Here is a 15,657-nt window from a genome sequence, read left to right as displayed (position 1 = left end):
GCGGCCCGGTCGCATCGCATTCCGATAACAACCCGTACTCCTGTCAGTACTGTCCCGTAGGGTGCGCCGCACAGCCCTCTTGAACATGTTCAAGAGGCAGGCTCCGGGGGATGGGGACAGCAGGTAATGCGCAGTGGAGCGAAAGTAGGCATAGTCGGCGGGGTGTTCGCTCTCGTCCTGGGCGGGGTGGGCTACGGGGCGTACAACATCCTCGACGGCCTCGGGGACAGCGGCGTCGGCGGCGGTACGAGCACGGCAGCCGACTCCTCCGAGGTGAAGACGGGTCCGGTCACCGAGGAGGAGATCGCCGAGACGTCGAAGAAGTTCCTCGCCGCGTGGGCGGAGGGCGACGCGGCGGCCGCGGCGGCGCTCACCAACAACAAGGGCGACGCCGAACCGGCCCTGGCCGGCTACAGCGGGACGGCCCACGTCACCAAGGCGGTGATCACGCCCGGCAGGGCGACCGGCTCGACGGTCCCGTACACCGTGAAGGCGACCGTCTCGTACAAGGGCACGTCCAAGCCCTGGTCGTACGCCTCGAAGCTGACCGTGGTCCGCGGACTGACCACCGGACGCCCGCTCGTCGACTGGGAGCCCGCGGTCATCCACCCGGACCTCGCGAAGGGCGAGTCGCTGGAGACGGGCGAGTCCTCCACCGCGTCGATCGAGGCGATCGACCGCAACGGCCAGGTGCTCACCAAGGAGAAGTACCCGTCGCTGGGCGGCATCCTGGACGAGCTGCGCAAGAAGTACGGCGAGAAGGCCGGCGGCACCACGGGCATCGAGACCTGGATCAACAGCGCGAACGCCGACGGCGTGGACAGGACCCTGCTGACCCTGGTCAAGGGCAAGCCGGGCAAGCTGCGGACGACGCTCGACGCGAAGATCCAGGCGGCGGCCGAGCGGGGCGTGAAGAAGTTCGCGGAGGCGTCGGTCGCCGCCGTCGAGCCGTCCACGGGCGCGATCCGGGCCATCGCGAACAACCGGGCCGACGGCTTCGACGCGGCCCGGAAGGGCAAGGTCGCCCCCGGCTCCACGATGAAGATCATCACCTCCGCGATGATCATCCAGAACGGCCTGGGCAGCGCGAACACGGCCGTCCAGTGCCCGTCGTCCGTGCCCTGGGTCGGGGTCACCTTCCACAATCTGAACAACTTCTCGATGCCGAGCGCCACGCTGAAGACGGCGTTCGCGCGGTCCTGCAACACCGCGTTCATCAAGCCGGTGCTCCCCCTGGACAAGAAGCGCGACACCGCACTGGGCAACGAGGCCAAGCAGTACTTCGGCATCGGCCAGAACTGGCAGTCGGGCATCGTCACGGTCGACGGCAGCGTCCCCGAGTCCCGGGACGCCGAGACCGCCGCCTCGTTCATCGGCCAGGGCAAGATCCAGATGAACCCGCTCAACATGGCCTCGGTGACGGCCACCGCGGTCAACGGCCGCTTCCGGCAGCCGTTCATCGTGGCGCAGTCCCTGGACAACCGGACCTTCGCCACCGCGACCCCGCTGCCGCCCGGCGTCTCCGGCCAGCTCAAGGACATGCTGCGCTACACCGCAACCGCCCCCGAAGGCACCGCGACGCAGGCCATGGCGAACGTGGGCGGCGACAAGGGCGCCAAGACCGGCTCGGCGGAGATCGACGGCCACGCCACCTCCGACAGCTGGTTCACCGGCTTCAGCAACGACCTGGCGGCCGCCGCCCTCGTCCAGTCCGGCGGCCACGGCGGCGACGCGGCGGGCCCGGTCGTCGCGGAGGTCCTGCGGGCGGGGCCGTGAGCCCGGCGACCCAGAGGGGCCCGGGGCGCCAGGGCCCGCACGTCCTGGTCGGCCCCGGCGTCCACGTACCCGTCCCCGCCGACGGCGAGACGTGGGCCGTCGGCGCGGTGATCCTCGACGGACAGGGCCGCGCCTTCGCCCAGAAGCGCGGCCCCCGCCAACGGCTGTTCCCCGGCTGCTGGGACATCGTGGGCGGCCATGTGGAGCCCGGCGAGACCCTGTTGACCGCCCTCGCCCGGGAAGTGGGCGAGGAGACGGGATGGCGTCTGCGCCGGCTCCGGGCCCTGCTCGGCGTCACCACCTGGACCGGGGACGACGGCGGCGGGCTGCGGCATGAGGCGGACTACCTCGTGGAGGTCGACGGCGACCTGGACCACCCCGCGCTGGAGTGGTCCAAAATCAGCGACTACGGCTGGTTCGGCCCCGGGGACCTGGACCGGCTCAAGGAGAACCGCGATCCCGCCGACTTCCTGATCCACGACAGGATCGCCGCCACGCTGCGGGCCGTCGGCTCTCAGTAGCCCAATGTGAAGTGCCGTTCTCCGCGCGGCACTTCCAGCTCGTCCAGCACCGCCGCCGCCAGGTCCTCCGCCGAGATGCGCGAGGCGCCGTCCTCCGTGGTGAGCAGGGTCGTCGTGCCCCGGCGGTACGCGCCCGTGCGGGGCCCCGGTCCGAGGACGGCGGGCGGGCTGAGATAGGTCCAGTCGGCCGAGGCGTGCGCCCGGCAGGCGGCGAGCTGGGCCGAGCTGGCGGCGGCCACCGTGCGCCACTGCGGCGGTACGTACGCGGGGTCGTCCACCACCCGTCGGCCCGGGTGTCCGGGGACTTCCAGCGGGCCCGCGCCGCCGATCACCAGGACCCGCGTCCCGGTCTTCGCCGCCGCGTCGAGCAGGGCGGTCGTCGTCGCGGCGATCGTGTGCTCGCGCCCCGCGGGCGGCCGGGTCGCGGCCACCACCGCGTCCACGCCCTCGAACAGGGCGCTCATCGCGGCGGTGTCGTCCGCGTCGCCGCCGGCCGCGGTGACGCCGGGCGGCAGAACATCGGGGCGGCTGCTGCGGTACACAGCGAGGACCGCGTGGCCCCGGTTCGCGGCTTCGGTGACGACACGGGAGCCGGCCATGCCTGCGGCTCCGATGACGGCGATCCTCATCGAAAGGTCCTTTCCTGTACAGGAGTGGGGAGGACAGCAGGGGCGCGTCCCGGGAGCTGGCCCCCGACGATCGACGCGAGGGCTAGCGCGAAGCCCATGAGCTGGACCGGGCCGAGCGTCTGGCCGAGCACGAGCGCGCCCAGGCCGGCCGCGACGAGCGGTGAGAGCAGCCCGAGCACCGCGACCGAGGTCACCCGCAGGGCGGCGATGCCCTGGAACCACAGCGCGTACGTGAGCAGCCCGCCGATCAGGCCCAGCCAGAGGTAGCCGAGCGCGGCCCGCCCGTCGATCGCGGGCGGCGCGCCCTCGGCGAGGAAGGTCACCGGCGCCAGGAAGAGGCCCCCGGCGGTGAGCTGCCAGCCCGTGAAGGCGAGCGGGCCGACGCCCTCGGGCCGCCCCCACCGCTTGGTGAGCGTCACGCCGAGCCCCATCGTGGCCGCCCCGGCGAGGCCGGCCGCCACCCCGGCCCCGTCGAGCTGCGCCCCGGGGCCGATCACCACCAGGCCGACGCCGAGCACCCCCGTAACACCCCACAACAGAGGACGCGCGGCCAGCGGTTGGCGCAGGACGGCCACCGCGAGGACGGCGACGACGAGCGGCTGTGCGGCGCCCAGCGTGGCGGCGACACCGCCCGGCAGCCGCTCCGCCGCGATGAACAGCAGCGGCAGGAAGAGCCCGATGTTGAGCAAGCCGAGCACCGCCGCCTTCCCCCACCAGGCCCCGCGCGGCAGTGTGCGGGTGACGGCGAGGGCGATCAGTCCGGCGGGCAGGGCGCGCAGGAATCCGGCGAACAGCGGGTGCCCGGCCGGCAGGAACTCCGTCGTGACGATGTACGTGGTGCCCCACACCGCCGGGGCGAGCGCGGTCAGGGCCGTACGGGGCAGCCCCCCGCCGGCCCCCCGCGTGGGTCGGCTTGTCATGTTCCGAAGTCTCGGCCCCGGCCCATTGATGAGTCCAACACATGTCTGTCACGTCATTGATCTCGATCCTCGATGGATGGACGCTGCACCCATGGAGCTTCAGCAGATGCGTTATGTGATCGCCGTGGCCGAAACCAGCAGCTTCACCCGGGCCGCCGAGCGGTGCCTGGTCGTGCAGTCCGCCCTCAGCCATCAGATCGCCCGCCTGGAACGGGAGCTGGGCGCCCGCCTCTTCGAGCGCACCACCCGTCGGGTGCGTCTCACCCCGGCCGGCGAGGCGTTCCTGCCTGCCGCGCGGCAGTGCCTGGAGGCCGCCGAACGTGCCGCCGCCGAGGTCGCGGCGGCGGTCGGCGAGGTGCGCGGCCGGCTCGCGGTCGGCCTGATCCCGACGGTCAGCGCCGTCGACATCCCGGCCGCCCTGGGCGGCTTCCGCCACCGCCACCCTCAGGTGCGCGTCAGCCTGCGCGTGGGCGCCAGCGACGAGCTGGCCGAGCAGGTCCGCGAGGGTGCGCTCGACATCGCGTTCCTCGGGCTGCCCGCGTCCGCCGAGCCCCGGGGCGTCGGCCGCCACGAACTGGCCCGCGACCGGCTCGTGGCCGTGGTCGCCCCGGACCATCCGCTGGCCGGGGCGGCCTCCGTGGACCTGCGCCGGCTCGCCTCCGAGGTGTTCGTGGACTTCCCGGCGGGCACGGCCGGCCGCGCCCAGACGGACCTGGCGTTCACGGCCGCCGGGCTCGTTCGTGACGTCGCCTTCGAGGTCAGCACCGCCGATTACATCGCAGGGCTGGTCGGCCCCGGCCTCGCGGTGGCGATGCTGCCGCCCGCGTACGCCGTGCGGCTGACCGGCGTCGTCGCGGTCGAGGTCTCCGACGCACCGGTCCGCGTCCAGCACGTCGTCTGGAGCCGGGCCGGCCGCACGCCCGCCGCGACGGCGTTCCTGGAGGCGCTCGGCATCCCCGCAACGGACGCGTCGCCATCCCCGTAACGGACGCGGAGGACTCATGAAGTGATGACACGAAGTATTGACACGCTCTTGTCAGGAGCGGAACACTCCACAGCGGGAGAGCGCTCTCCAAGAATTCCCACCGTGCTTCCGTCCTCCCCGGCCGAGCGCGCTCCCCCACCCACGCTCCCCCACGACGCAGCAGGAGGTCTCCATGCCACGGAGGTCCAGAACGCTCACCGGACTGCTCTTGTTCACCTCGCTCGGACTGACCACGGCGGGCATCGCCGGGATCGCGGCGACGGCGAACGCGGCCCCCGAGACGGCCACCACCGCGCACGCGGAACACGCGGCGTACTCGATGCCGGGCATGCCCGGCATGGAGGCGTCCACGAAGGCGTCCGGCGACGACCCGGACGGGGACGGCTACATCATGGCCGACCCGCCCGTCACCGGGGTCACGCCTTCGATGGACGTCCCGCCGACGGCGTACTTCCACGAGTTCCAGGCCAAGTGCGCCCCCACGCACACCGCTCCGGACGACCCGATCGTGTACCCGGGCCAGCCCGGCAAGTCCCACGACCACACGTTCATGGGCAACACCACGACGGACGCGTACACCACGGCCGGCTCGCTGGAGTCCGGCGACACCACGTGCCTGGCGCCCGGTGACAAGTCCGGCTACTGGATGCCCAGCCTGTTCAAGGGGGACACCAAGGTCCTCCCGGACGGCGTCCAGACCATCTACTACAAGTCCGGTGTCACCGACTACCGCAGCGTGCGCCCGTTCCCCAAGGGCCTGCGGTACGTGGTCGGCAGCCCGATGCAGAGCCAGGAGGAGTTCAAGAACCTGAAGGGCACCGTCGAGGGCTGGGAGTGCGGTGACTCCTTCAAGAACTACAACTTCCCGCCCAGCTGCCCGGACCGCCGGGACGTGCAGCTCAACCTGCGCCTCCAGGCGCCGAGTTGCTGGGACGGCATCCACCTGGACACGCCGGACCACAAGAGCCACATGGCGTACCCGGTCGCGGGTGGCGCCAACTACAACTCCTGCCCGGCGGACCACCCGGTCGCGCTGCCGATGATCGAGTTCAAGATGGCGTGGCCGGTCAACGGCGACATGTCTCAGGTGAAGCTGGCGAGCGGGGCGGGCTACTCGTTCCACTACGACTTCATGAACGGCTGGGACACCGCCACGCTCGACGCGATGGTCACCCACTGCATCAAGGGCGGCCTCCAGTGCGACCCGCACGGCTACGACGAGAACCACCCCGACAAGGGCGCGGTGCTCGACGGGAACTACGAACTGCCGTAGCTCCGGCCGCGCGCACCCCCACAGGTCCGGGGCCTTTTTTCGGCCCATACCGGAGAGCGCTCTCCAAGATCGCGGAGGCCCCGGACCGCGCGCGCACGATCCACTCCCCGTCCCCCCAACTCCCCCCACCCGCAAGGAGAGAGACACATGCACCATCCCCCCACCCGTCGCCTGATCGCGCCCGCCGTGGCGGCCGCCCTCCTCGGCGGCGGTCTGCTCGCCCTCCAGGCACCTGCGGCACAGGCGGCCGGCAACGTCGTGAAGGTCACCGGTTCGCAGGGCGACTGGCAGCTGAACGTGGACGGTTCGCCGTACACCGTCAAGGGCCTCACCTGGGGCCCCTCGGTCGCGGACGCCGAGAAGTACATGCCCGACGTGGCGTCGATGGGCGTCAACACGATCCGCACCTGGGGCACGGACGCCACCAGCAAGCCGCTGTTCGACACGGCGGCGGCCAACGGCGTCAAGGTGATCGCCGGCTTCTGGCTCCAGCCCGGCGGCGGCCCCGGCGCCGGCGGCTGCGTCGACTACCTCACGGACACCCAGTACAAGAACGACATGCTCGCCGAGTTCCCGAAGTGGGTCGACACCTACAAGGACAACCCCGGCGTACTGATGTGGAACGTCGGCAACGAGTCCACGCTCGGCCTGCAGAACTGTTACGGCGGCGACGAGCTGGAGGCCCAGCGCAACGCGTACACCTCCTTCGTCAACGACATCGCGAAGAAGATCCACGAGGTCGACCCCAACCACCCGGTCACCTCCACGGACGCGTGGACCGGCGCCTGGCCGTACTACAAGAAGAACGCCCCGGATCTGGACCTCTACGCGGTCAACTCCTACGACGCGGTCTGCAACGTCAAGTCCGACTGGGAGCAGGGCGGTTACGACAAGCCGTACATCGTCACCGAGACCGGACCGGCCGGTGAGTGGGAGGTGGACGACGACGCCAACGGCGTACCGGAGGAGCCCACCGACGCCGCGAAGGCCGAGGGCTACACCAAGGCGTGGGACTGCGTCACGGGGCACACGGGGGTGGCCCTGGGCGCCACGATGTTCCACTACGGCACCGAGGACGACTTCGGCGGCGTCTGGTTCAACCTGCTGCCGGGCGGCGAGAAGCGGCTCTCGTACTACGCCGTGAAGAAGGCGTACGGCGCCGGCACCGCCGGTGACAACACCCCGCCGGTGATCTCGGACATGACCGTCGACAACGCCACCGAGGGCGTCCCCACCGGCTCCGACGTGCGCGTCAGCACGCACACCACCGACCCGGACGGCGACGCGATCACCTACCAGGTCCTGTTCAGCAGCAACTACATCGACGAGAACAAGGCCCTGGTCCCCGCCGAGACCAAGGACAACGGCGACGGCACGCTGACCGCGAAGGCGCCGAGCAGGACGGGCGTCTACAAGGTGTACGTGAAGGCAAGGGACGGCCACGGCAACGTGGGCATCGAGACCGAGTCCCTCAAGGTGATCCCGCCGAAGGTGGACGGCACCAACGTCTCCCAGGGCAAGCCCGCCACGGCCTCCTCCTTCCAGACGGACCCGACCGGCGGCTGCCCGTGCGGCGCTGACAACGCGGTGGACGGCAAGTTCGACACCCGCTGGGCCGGCGACTGGAGCGACCCGCAGTGGCTCCAGGTCGACCTGGGCGCCTCCACGGCCATCAAGCACGTGCAGCTGGCGTGGGATCCCGCGTACGCCAAGGGCTACGAGATCCAGACCTCGGAGGACGGCCGTGACTGGACGACGATCAAGACCGTGACCGACGGCAACGGCGACATCGACGACCTCGACGTCACCGGCACGGGCCGCTACGTACGCGTCAACGGCACCTCACGCGGCTCGGGTTACGGCTACTCGCTGTACGAGTTCGGCGTCTACAGCTGACGGGAGCCCGGCGCGCATGACGACCACTCACCGCCTGGACCGCGCCCGGCCCTACGTGCTCGGCCTGTTCCGCATCGTCATCGGGTCGCTGTTCACCTGCCACGGCATCGCCTCGCTCTTCGGCGTCCTGGGCCGCGAGAACCTCCGGACGGGCACCTGGCCCGGCTGGTACGCGGCCGTCATCCAGCTCGCCGCCGGCACCTTGGTGACCCTCGGCATCGGCACACGCACGGCCGCCTTCCTGGGCTCCGGCTCGATGGCCTTCGCGTACTTCGACGTCCACCAGCGGGTGGGCCTGCTTCCGATGGAGAACGGCGGCGAACCCGCGGCCCTGTTCTGCTGGACGCTCCTGCTGCTGGCGGTGACGGGCCCGGGCGCGTGGGCGGCGGACCGCTTGTTCGCTGCGGGGACGGCGGCCCACCTGCGGGAACCCCGCCTCGGCGCCCCCGTTTGAGGGAACGGATACGCCGCGATCGGCCCCCCGGGACTGCCCCTGGGGGGCCGATCGGCGTTGGAGGACGCTCCTGCCCGGTACGGACGACACCCGGGCCAGGGTCGGTGCGCCGCCGACGCGGGCGAGTGGCTAGTCGCGCTCGGGCCAGACCGGGCCCTGGTCGGTCCAGACGACGCCCTTGTTGCGGCACAGGCAGAAGGGGTGGCCGATCGGGTCGGTGTAGACCTGCCAGCCGTAGCCGTCGGGGCCGATGAAGTCCTGCCTCAGCGTCGCGCCGAGGTCGAGGACGCGACGCTGCTCCGGCTCGAACTCGTCCACTTCGAAGTCGAGGTGGAACTGCTTGGGGTGTTCGCTGTCGGGCCACTGCGGAGCGCGGTAGTCGTCCACCCGGATGAACGCCAGCTCGATCTCGCCGAACGTGATGCCGGCCCAGTCCTCGGAGCTGCCCTTCTTCACCGGACGGCCAGTGACCTCGGAGTAGAAGGCCGCCAGCTTCATCGTGTCCGGGCAGTCGATAATGAAATCGGTGAGTCGCAACATCCCGTGATCTTGGCACGAGCTCGCACCGGGCTCCGAGAGCAGGAGGCCCCGAAGGGGCGTTCGGCGTTCGAGGTACGGGTCCCGTCACAGCGCCGTGGCCGCGCGGACCAGGCCCGCTACCGCCGTCGAGCGGCTGTGCGGGGGCCAGGCGATGACTGTGGTGACGCGGGGGCTGTCGGGGACGGGGACGGCTGTCAGGCCCTCGTGGAGGCTGGTGCGGATGGCTTCCGGGACGATCGCGCAGGCGCGGCCCAGGGCGATGAGCTGGGTGAGTTGGGTGTGGTCGCGCACCTTGGGTCCCGGGCCGTTCGGGAAGGTGCCGTCGGGACGTGGCCAGCGTGGGAGGGGGAGGTCGGGGATGTCGGTGACCTCGGCGAGGCGGAGGTGGGGACGGGTGGCGAGGGGGTGGCCCGCAGGGAGGACCGCGACCTGGCCCTCGGTGTGCAGGTCCTCGGTGTCGAAGCCGGCCAGGTCGTCGAACGGCCGGTGCAGCAGGGCCACGTCGGCCCGGCCGTCGCGCAGCACCCCCGCCTGCTCGCCCGGCCCGCACAGCAGGACGTCCACGGCGACGGCACCGGGCTCGGCGGCGTAGGCGTCGAGGAGCTTGGCCAGCAGTTCGCCGGAGGCGCCCGCCTTCGCGGCGAGGATCACGGTGGGGTGGCCGGCCGCGGTGAGAGCGGCCCGGCGGGTACGGCGCTCGGCGGCCTCGACGGCGTCCAGCGCCGCCCGCGCCTCCCGCAGGAGCACTTCGCCGGCCGCGGTCAGGGTGACGCCCCGGCTGCCACGCTCCAGGAGCAGCGCGCCCAGCCGCCGCTCCAGCCCGCCGATCGCCCGGGACAGCGGGGGCTGGGCGATCCCGAGCCGTTGCGCGGCCCGGCCGAAGTGCAGCTCCTCGGCCACCGCGACGAAGTACCGCAGTTCACGTGTCTCCACACCGCCAGCGTAACGGGCCTCACCAGGAGTGATACCCGGGCGGTATCGCCGCCCACCCGGTCGGTCTTGGACGCCCCGCCCGGTGCGGGAGAAGTATCGGAGTCATGACTGAGACGAACACCGTGAACCACCCCAAGGTCGCGCTGGTGACCGGGGCCAACAAGGGCATCGGATACGAGATCGCCGCCGGGCTCGGCGCGCTGGGCTGGACGGTCGGCGTCGGCGCGCGGGACGAGGAGCGGCGCGAGGCCGCCGTGGCCGAGCTGCGCGCGGCGGGGGCCGACGTGTTCGGCGTACCGCTGGACGTGACCGACGACGCGAGCGTGAGCGCGGCGGCCCGGCTGGTGGAGGAGCGGACCGGGCGGCTCGACGCGCTCGTCAACAACGCGGCGATCACCGGTGGCCACCCCCAGCAGCCCACCACGGTCGACGTGGACCGGGTGCGGGCGGCCGTGGAGACCAACGTGATCGGCGTCATCCGCGTCACCAACGCCCTGCTCCCGCTGCTGCGCCGCTCCCCGTCGCCGCGGATCGTGAACGTGTCCAGCAGCGTCGGCTCCCTCACGCTCCAGACCACTCCGGGCAGCGACACCGGCCCGATCTCCATCGCCTACTCACCGTCCAAGACCTTCCTCAACGCCGTCACCGTGCAGTACGCCAAGGAACTGGCCGACACGAACGTCCTGATCAACGCCGTCTGCCCCGGCTTCACCGCGACCGACCTCAACGGCTTCCGGGGGACGCGCACCCCGCAGCAGGGCGCGACCTCCGCGATCCGGCTGGCCACCGTGGAGGACCACGGCCCGACCGGCCGCTTCTTCAGCGACGAGGGGGAGATTCCCTGGTAACGAGGTTCCGTGCGTGCCCCGTACGAGGGCACGCACGCCGCCCCTACTCCGAAACCGCCGCCCGGAACCCCGTGTTGACCGCCGTGAGCCCCCCGTCCACGCACAGCGACGTGCCCGTGATCCACTCCGCATCCGAAGACGCCAGAAACGCGACGGCCTTCGCGATGTCCTCGGGTTCGCCGACCCGGCCCAGCGGGTACAGCGGGGCGATACGGTCGAGTTCGGCCTCGCGGCCCGCCCAGGCGTCCGTGCGGATCGTGCCGGGGACGACGAGGTTGGCGCGGACACCACGCGGGCCCGCGTGGCCGGCGAGGGTGCGGGTGAGGCTGGCCAGGCCCGCCTTCGCCGCGCTGTAGGCGTGGTTGCCGAAGTCCTGCGTGCCGTTGACGGAGCCGATGGAGACGATCGCGCCCCGGCCGGACGCGGCGAGGTGCGGCATCGCGGCGCGCGAGCAGCGGTAGGCGCCGCCGAGACTGACGTCCAGGTCGCGGTGCCAGGTCTCGTCCGGCTCGTCCTCGAAGAGGACGCTGTCGAGGCTGCACGAGTAGGCGTTGTTGACCAGGACGTCGAGCCCGCCGAACAGTTCCACGGCGTACGCCACCGCCGCGTCGACCGCCGCCCGGTCCGCCACGTCGCAGGCCGTCGCCTCGGCCGCGCGCCCGTCCGCCCGGATCTCCGCCGCCACCGCCTCCGCCCGGTCGCCGTCCAGGTCGGTGACGAGGACGCGGGCGCCCTCGGCGGCCATCAGGCGGGCGGTGGCGGCGCCGATGCCCCGGCCCGCACCGGTGATGAGGACGCGGTATCCGTCGAAGCGAGTCATAGCGCCGACCGTACCGCGCGGACCAGGGCCCGGGCCCGGGGCAGCCGGCAGCAACTCCCCCGAAGCACCCAGCAGTCACAGCACCGACCGCACCGCCCGCACCAGGGCCTGGGCCCGGGGGTCTGCCGTAACCCCCTTCTGGAGGCCGTTGGTCACGTACCCGAAGGCGATCCCCGACTCGGGGTCCGCGAAGCCCAGCGAGCCGCCGCGGCCCGGGTGTCCGAAGGAGCCGGGCGCGAGCAGCGGGCTGGCGGGGCCGTGGAGCATGTAGCCCAGGCCGAAACGGGTGTTGACGACGAGGACCTGGTCCGGGCCCGCCGACTCCTCGGTGCGGGCCAGCGTCAGGGTGGCCGGGGCGAAGAGCCGGTGGCCGTCGACCGGGCCGATCATCGCGGCGTAGCAGCGGGCGAGGCCGCGCGCGGTCGCGGTGCCGTTGGAGGCGGGGAGTTCCGCCGCCCGGTATCCCCCGTCGTTCTCGTCCGGCAGCGGGTCGATCGCGCCGAACGCCCGCCTGGTCAGCGACTCCGGGTCGCGGTAGGCGTCGACCACGGACCGCTTGGGCCGCACCCGCAGCGCGCCGGTGTTCTCGGCGGCCGGCGCCTCGACGGGCCCGATCCGCCCGACCCGGTGGGCCTCGTCGTCCGGGATTCCGAACCAGAAGTCGAGGCCGAGCGGGCGGGCGATCTCCTCGGCGACCCAGCGGCCGACGGTGCGCCCGGTGACGCGGCGCACGAGTTCGCCGATGAGCCAGCTGTAGGTCTGCGCGTGGTAGCCGTGCGCGGTGCCGGGCTCCCAGGCCGGGCGCTGGGCGGCGACCGCGCGCGGCCCGCTCACCCCGTCCGCGGCCTCCTCGGGGGTCAGCGGCCGGTCCAGGGCCGGGACGCCGGCCCGGTGGGCGAGGAGGTGGCGGACGAGGACGCGTTCCTTGCCGTTCGCCTTGAACTCCGGCCAGTACGTGCCGACGGCGGCGTGCAGGTCGATCTGCCCGCGCTGGTGCAGCAGCAGGGGTACGGCGGCGGCGATGCCCTTGCCGGCGGAGCGGACGACCTGGACGGTGTCGACGGCCCAGGGTTCGCGGCCGTCCACGTCTCTGGTGCCGGCCCACAGGTCGACGACCTTGCGCCCGTGCCGGTAGACGGCGACCGCCGCTCCCCGGTCCCCGCGCTGTTCGAAGTTACGGACGAAGGCGTCCCGGACCGCTTCGAATCCGGGCGCCGCCGTGCCGCGTACGTCCACCCCTGCTGCCGCACTCCCGCTCATCCCCCCATGGTGCACGGCACCGCAGGTGGGAGGTGGGGCGGGTCACCCGGAATTCACCGTCACGGAACGCGGATCGAAGCCGAAGGGCAGTTCCAGGCGGTGGGCGCGCATCAGGGGCTCGTCGCACAGGAGGTCCTGGGTGCGGTCGTCGGCGGCGATGACCCCTTCGCTGAGGATCACCGCGCGGCCGCAGAGTTCGAGCGCGTACGGCAGGTCGTGCGTGACCATCAGGACCGTGACGTCCAGCGAGCGCAGGATGTCGGCGAGTTCGCGCCGGGAGGCCGGGTCCAGGTTGGAGGAGGGCTCGTCCAGGACGAGGATTTCCGGCCGCATGGCGAGGACCGTGGCGACGGCGACGCGGCGGCGCTGCCCGAAGGAGAGGTGGTGCGGCGGCCGGGCGGCGTACTCCTCCATGCCGACCTGCTTGAGCGCCTCCATGACCCGCTCCTCCAGCTCCGCGCCGCGCAGTCCCCCGGCGGCGGGCCCGAAGGCGACGTCCTCGCGGACGGTGGGCATGAAGAGCTGGTCGTCGGGGTCCTGGAAGACGATGCCGACGCGGCGGCGGATCTCGGCCATGTTCCGCTTGTCCACCGGCATCCCGGCCACGCGCACCGACCCGGCGCCCGCCTCCAGGATGCCGTTGAGGTGGAGGACGAGGGTCGTCTTGCCGGCGCCGTTCGGGCCGAGGAGCGCGACGCGTTCGCCGCGTCCGACGGTCAGGTCGACGCCGAAGAGCGCCTGGTGGCCGTCGGGGTACGCGTACGCGAGGCCGCTGACCTCCAGGGAGGGCGGTACGGGGGCGGGGTCGGTGCTCATACGGTCCATCCCACCAGACACACGGCGAGGGCGAGCAGCGGGAGGGCGGAGGCGTACGCCCACTGGGTGCGGGAGGCGGTCACTTCGTCGATGACGGGCATGGAGCCCCGGTAGCCGCGGCTGACCATCGCGAGGTGGACGCGTTCGCCGCGCTCGTACGAGCGGATGAACAGGGCCCCGGCCGACTTGGCGAGGACGCCCCAGTGCCGTATCCCGCTCGCCTCGAAGCCGCGCGAGCGGCGGGCGATGGACATGCGGCGCATCTCGTCGGTGATCACGTCGCCGTACCGGATCATGAAGGACGCGATCTGGACGAGGAGCGGCGGGAGCTTGAGGCGCTGGAGGCCGAGCAGCAGCTCGCGCAGTTCGGTGGTGGAGGCGAGGAGCACGGAGGCGGCGACGCCGAGGGTGCCCTTGGCCAGTACGTTCCAGGCGCCCCAGAGGCCGGGGACGCTGACGGAGAGGCCGAGGAGGTGGGTCTGCTCGCCGGGCACGACGAACGGCATGAGCAGGGCGAACGCGACGAACGGCACCTCGATCAGCAGCCGCTTGAGCAGGAAGCCGGCCGGGATGCGGGCGAGGGCGGTGACGCCCGCGATGAGCAGTGCGTAGAGCCCGAAGGCCCAGACGGCCTCGCGCGGGGTGGAGACGACGACCACGACGAAGCAGAAGACGGCGGCGAGCTTGCAGTGCGGCGGCAGGTCGTGGACCGGTGAGTGTCCGTGCCGGTAGAGCTTGTGCGCGTGGCCGGCGCCCATCTCAGACCTTCTCCTCAGTACGGGTGTCGGCCTCGTCCTGCGTACGGCGGCGGCGCGAGACCACGTAGAAGGCGCCGCTGCCCGCGACGAGGGTGGCGCCGACGCCGATCACTCCGGCGAGGCCGCCGGAGAGGCGGGCGTTGGAGACGTCCTTGACGCCGTAGTCGGCGAGCGGCGAGTCCTTGGCGGCGTGCTCCTTGGCCTCCTTGTCGATGCCCTTGTCCGTGGCGACCTTCTCCAGGCCGTCCGGGTTGGCGGAGGCGTAGAAGGAGACGAACCCGGCGAGCACGAGGGCGGTGACCAGGCCGGTGGCCCACAGGCCGCGGGTCGGGCGGTGCGCGGCGGGGGCGGGCTCGCGGGCGGGGGCCGGGGCGTCGACCAGTTCGCCGTCGACGCGGAGCTTGAGCGGGGCGGTGAGGCCCTTGGCGCCGTGGACCAGGTCGGGGCGGACGGCGACGACGGCGCCGACGGTGAGCGCGGTGATCAGGGCCTCGCCGACGCCGATGAGGACGTGGACGCCGACCATGGCGGTGAAGACCTTGCCGATCGGGATGTCGGTGGTCCCGCCGATCCAGTAGATCAGCGTGAAGGCGCAGGCGGCGGCCGGTACGGAGACCAGCGCGGCGACGAACGAGGCGGCGGTCACGGAGCGCCGGGTGCGCGGCAGCACGCCGAGCAGGCCGCGGAAGAGGGCGTACGCGACGACGGTGGTGACGACGCCCATGTCGAGGACGTTGACGCCGAGAGCGGTGAGGCCGCCGTCGGCGAAGAGGATGCCCTGCATCAGCAGGACGACCGATATGCAGAGCACGCCCGTATACGGCCCGACGAGTATCGCGGCCAGAGCCCCGCCGAGCAGGTGGCCGCTGGTGCCGGCCGCGACGGGGAAGTTCAGCATCTGCACGGCGAAGATGAAGGCGGCGACCAGTCCGGCCAGCGGCGCGGTCCGCTCGTTGAGCTCCCGGCGGGCCCCCCTGAGGCTGACGGCCACGGCACCGGCGGCGACGACGCCTGTGACGGCGGAGACAGGTGCGTTGATGAATCCGTCGGGTACATGCATGGGGAGGCTCCGCTTCCTGCGTTCTCGCGTTGCTGCGCCGGGTGCGCGGGGTCGTGAACCTCTCAATGATAGGACCTTGTTGCGAAGCGTTCGCAAGAGCGCGTGCACCACAACTGCAGAGCACCCCCAAAATGCTCTTTACGTAAAATATGGGACATTAGATAACAA

The 15,657-nt window shown here is 72.1% G+C and carries 16 protein-coding genes; 7 read left to right on the top strand and 9 right to left on the bottom strand.

The window, feature by feature from the left end:
• Nucleotides 1-126 precede the first annotated feature (126 nt).
• Nucleotides 127-1,776 carry a penicillin-binding transpeptidase domain-containing protein gene (locus tag BLW14_RS19065; RefSeq protein ID WP_177154029.1) on the top strand — a complete coding sequence of 550 codons (1,650 nt, stop codon included), beginning with the start codon at nucleotides 127-129 and terminating at the stop codon, nucleotides 1,774-1,776.
• Nucleotides 1,773-2,297 (top strand): NUDIX hydrolase, encoded by a 525-nt coding sequence (locus tag BLW14_RS19060; protein WP_256332835.1) that lies wholly within the window; start codon nucleotides 1,773-1,775, stop codon nucleotides 2,295-2,297. Before BLW14_RS19065 ends, BLW14_RS19060 begins: the two co-directional genes overlap by 4 nt.
• Here the strand turns inward: BLW14_RS19060 and BLW14_RS19055 are convergent.
• Complete coding sequence (locus tag BLW14_RS19055) at nucleotides 2,291-2,926, bottom strand: NAD(P)-dependent oxidoreductase (protein ID WP_093708450.1); 636 nt, start codon at nucleotides 2,924-2,926, stop codon at nucleotides 2,291-2,293. The two genes, BLW14_RS19060 and BLW14_RS19055, sit on opposite strands and share 7 nt — an antisense overlap.
• Nucleotides 2,923-3,846 (bottom strand): EamA family transporter, encoded by a 924-nt coding sequence (locus tag BLW14_RS19050; RefSeq protein WP_093708449.1) that lies wholly within the window; start codon nucleotides 3,844-3,846, stop codon nucleotides 2,923-2,925. Before BLW14_RS19050 ends, BLW14_RS19055 begins: the two co-directional genes overlap by 4 nt.
• Before the next feature lie 91 nt (nucleotides 3,847-3,937).
• Between BLW14_RS19050 and BLW14_RS19045 the strand changes: the two genes are divergently transcribed.
• The 4 genes from BLW14_RS19045 (at nucleotide 3,938) to BLW14_RS19030 (ending at nucleotide 8,454) form a co-directional block, all read left to right on the top strand.
• Entirely contained in the window at nucleotides 3,938-4,831 is an 894-nt protein-coding gene (locus BLW14_RS19045; RefSeq protein ID WP_093708448.1) for a LysR family transcriptional regulator, read from the top strand.
• 172 nt (nucleotides 4,832-5,003) lie between these two features.
• Nucleotides 5,004-6,104: a DUF1996 domain-containing protein gene (locus tag BLW14_RS19040; RefSeq protein ID WP_177154028.1), complete on the top strand. Its 1,101-nt coding sequence runs from the start codon at nucleotides 5,004-5,006 to the stop codon at nucleotides 6,102-6,104.
• 147 nt (nucleotides 6,105-6,251) lie between these two features.
• The gene (locus BLW14_RS19035; RefSeq protein ID WP_093708446.1) at nucleotides 6,252-8,000 is read left to right on the top strand and encodes a discoidin domain-containing protein; all 1,749 of its coding nucleotides are present in this window, start codon (nucleotides 6,252-6,254) and stop codon (nucleotides 7,998-8,000) included.
• 16 nt (nucleotides 8,001-8,016) lie between these two features.
• Nucleotides 8,017-8,454: a DoxX family protein gene (locus tag BLW14_RS19030; RefSeq protein WP_093708445.1), complete on the top strand. Its 438-nt coding sequence runs from the start codon at nucleotides 8,017-8,019 to the stop codon at nucleotides 8,452-8,454.
• Between the two features lie 129 nt (nucleotides 8,455-8,583).
• On the opposite strand, the gene BLW14_RS19025 is transcribed toward BLW14_RS19030, so the two are convergent.
• On the bottom strand, nucleotides 8,584-8,994 hold the full coding sequence (locus tag BLW14_RS19025) for a VOC family protein (RefSeq protein WP_093708444.1): 411 nt from the start codon (nucleotides 8,992-8,994) through the stop codon (nucleotides 8,584-8,586).
• 84 nt (nucleotides 8,995-9,078) lie between these two features.
• Nucleotides 9,079-9,927, bottom strand: a complete 849-nt coding sequence (locus tag BLW14_RS19020) for a LysR family transcriptional regulator (RefSeq protein WP_093708443.1) — start codon at nucleotides 9,925-9,927, stop codon at nucleotides 9,079-9,081.
• A 104-nt stretch (nucleotides 9,928-10,031) separates the two neighbouring features.
• On the opposite strand from BLW14_RS19020, the gene BLW14_RS19015 reads away from it, so the two are divergent.
• On the top strand, nucleotides 10,032-10,775 hold the full coding sequence (locus tag BLW14_RS19015; RefSeq protein ID WP_177154027.1) for an SDR family oxidoreductase: 744 nt from the start codon (nucleotides 10,032-10,034) through the stop codon (nucleotides 10,773-10,775).
• A 43-nt stretch (nucleotides 10,776-10,818) separates the two neighbouring features.
• Here the strand turns inward: BLW14_RS19015 and BLW14_RS19010 are convergent, their stop codons facing one another.
• The 5 genes from BLW14_RS19010 to BLW14_RS18990 form a co-directional block, all read right to left on the bottom strand.
• Complete coding sequence (locus BLW14_RS19010) at nucleotides 10,819-11,595, bottom strand: SDR family NAD(P)-dependent oxidoreductase (protein ID WP_093708442.1); 777 nt, start codon at nucleotides 11,593-11,595, stop codon at nucleotides 10,819-10,821.
• A gap of 75 nt (nucleotides 11,596-11,670) precedes the next feature.
• On the bottom strand, nucleotides 11,671-12,831 hold the full coding sequence (locus BLW14_RS19005) for a serine hydrolase domain-containing protein (protein ID WP_093708441.1): 1,161 nt from the start codon (nucleotides 12,829-12,831) through the stop codon (nucleotides 11,671-11,673).
• Nucleotides 12,832-12,897: 66 nt separating this feature from the next.
• Nucleotides 12,898-13,671 carry an energy-coupling factor ABC transporter ATP-binding protein gene (locus tag BLW14_RS19000; RefSeq protein ID WP_093708440.1) on the bottom strand — a complete coding sequence of 258 codons (774 nt, stop codon included), beginning with the start codon at nucleotides 13,669-13,671 and terminating at the stop codon, nucleotides 12,898-12,900.
• Nucleotides 13,668-14,429 carry a cobalt ECF transporter T component CbiQ gene (cbiQ, locus tag BLW14_RS18995; protein WP_093708439.1) on the bottom strand — a complete coding sequence of 254 codons (762 nt, stop codon included), beginning with the start codon at nucleotides 14,427-14,429 and terminating at the stop codon, nucleotides 13,668-13,670. The genes BLW14_RS19000 and cbiQ overlap by 4 nt, the downstream gene beginning before the upstream one ends.
• 1 nt (nucleotide 14,430) lies before the next feature.
• A complete protein-coding gene (locus BLW14_RS18990; RefSeq protein ID WP_093708438.1) occupies nucleotides 14,431-15,489 on the bottom strand; it encodes an energy-coupling factor ABC transporter permease in 1,059 nt (352 codons plus the stop codon).
• Nucleotides 15,490-15,657: the final 168 nt, after the last annotated feature.

The organism is Streptomyces sp. 2131.1 (genome assembly GCF_900105515.1).
Lineage (GTDB): Bacteria > Actinomycetota > Actinomycetes > Streptomycetales > Streptomycetaceae > Streptomyces > Streptomyces drozdowiczii.
This window is presented reverse-complemented; position numbering and strand designations above follow the sequence as displayed.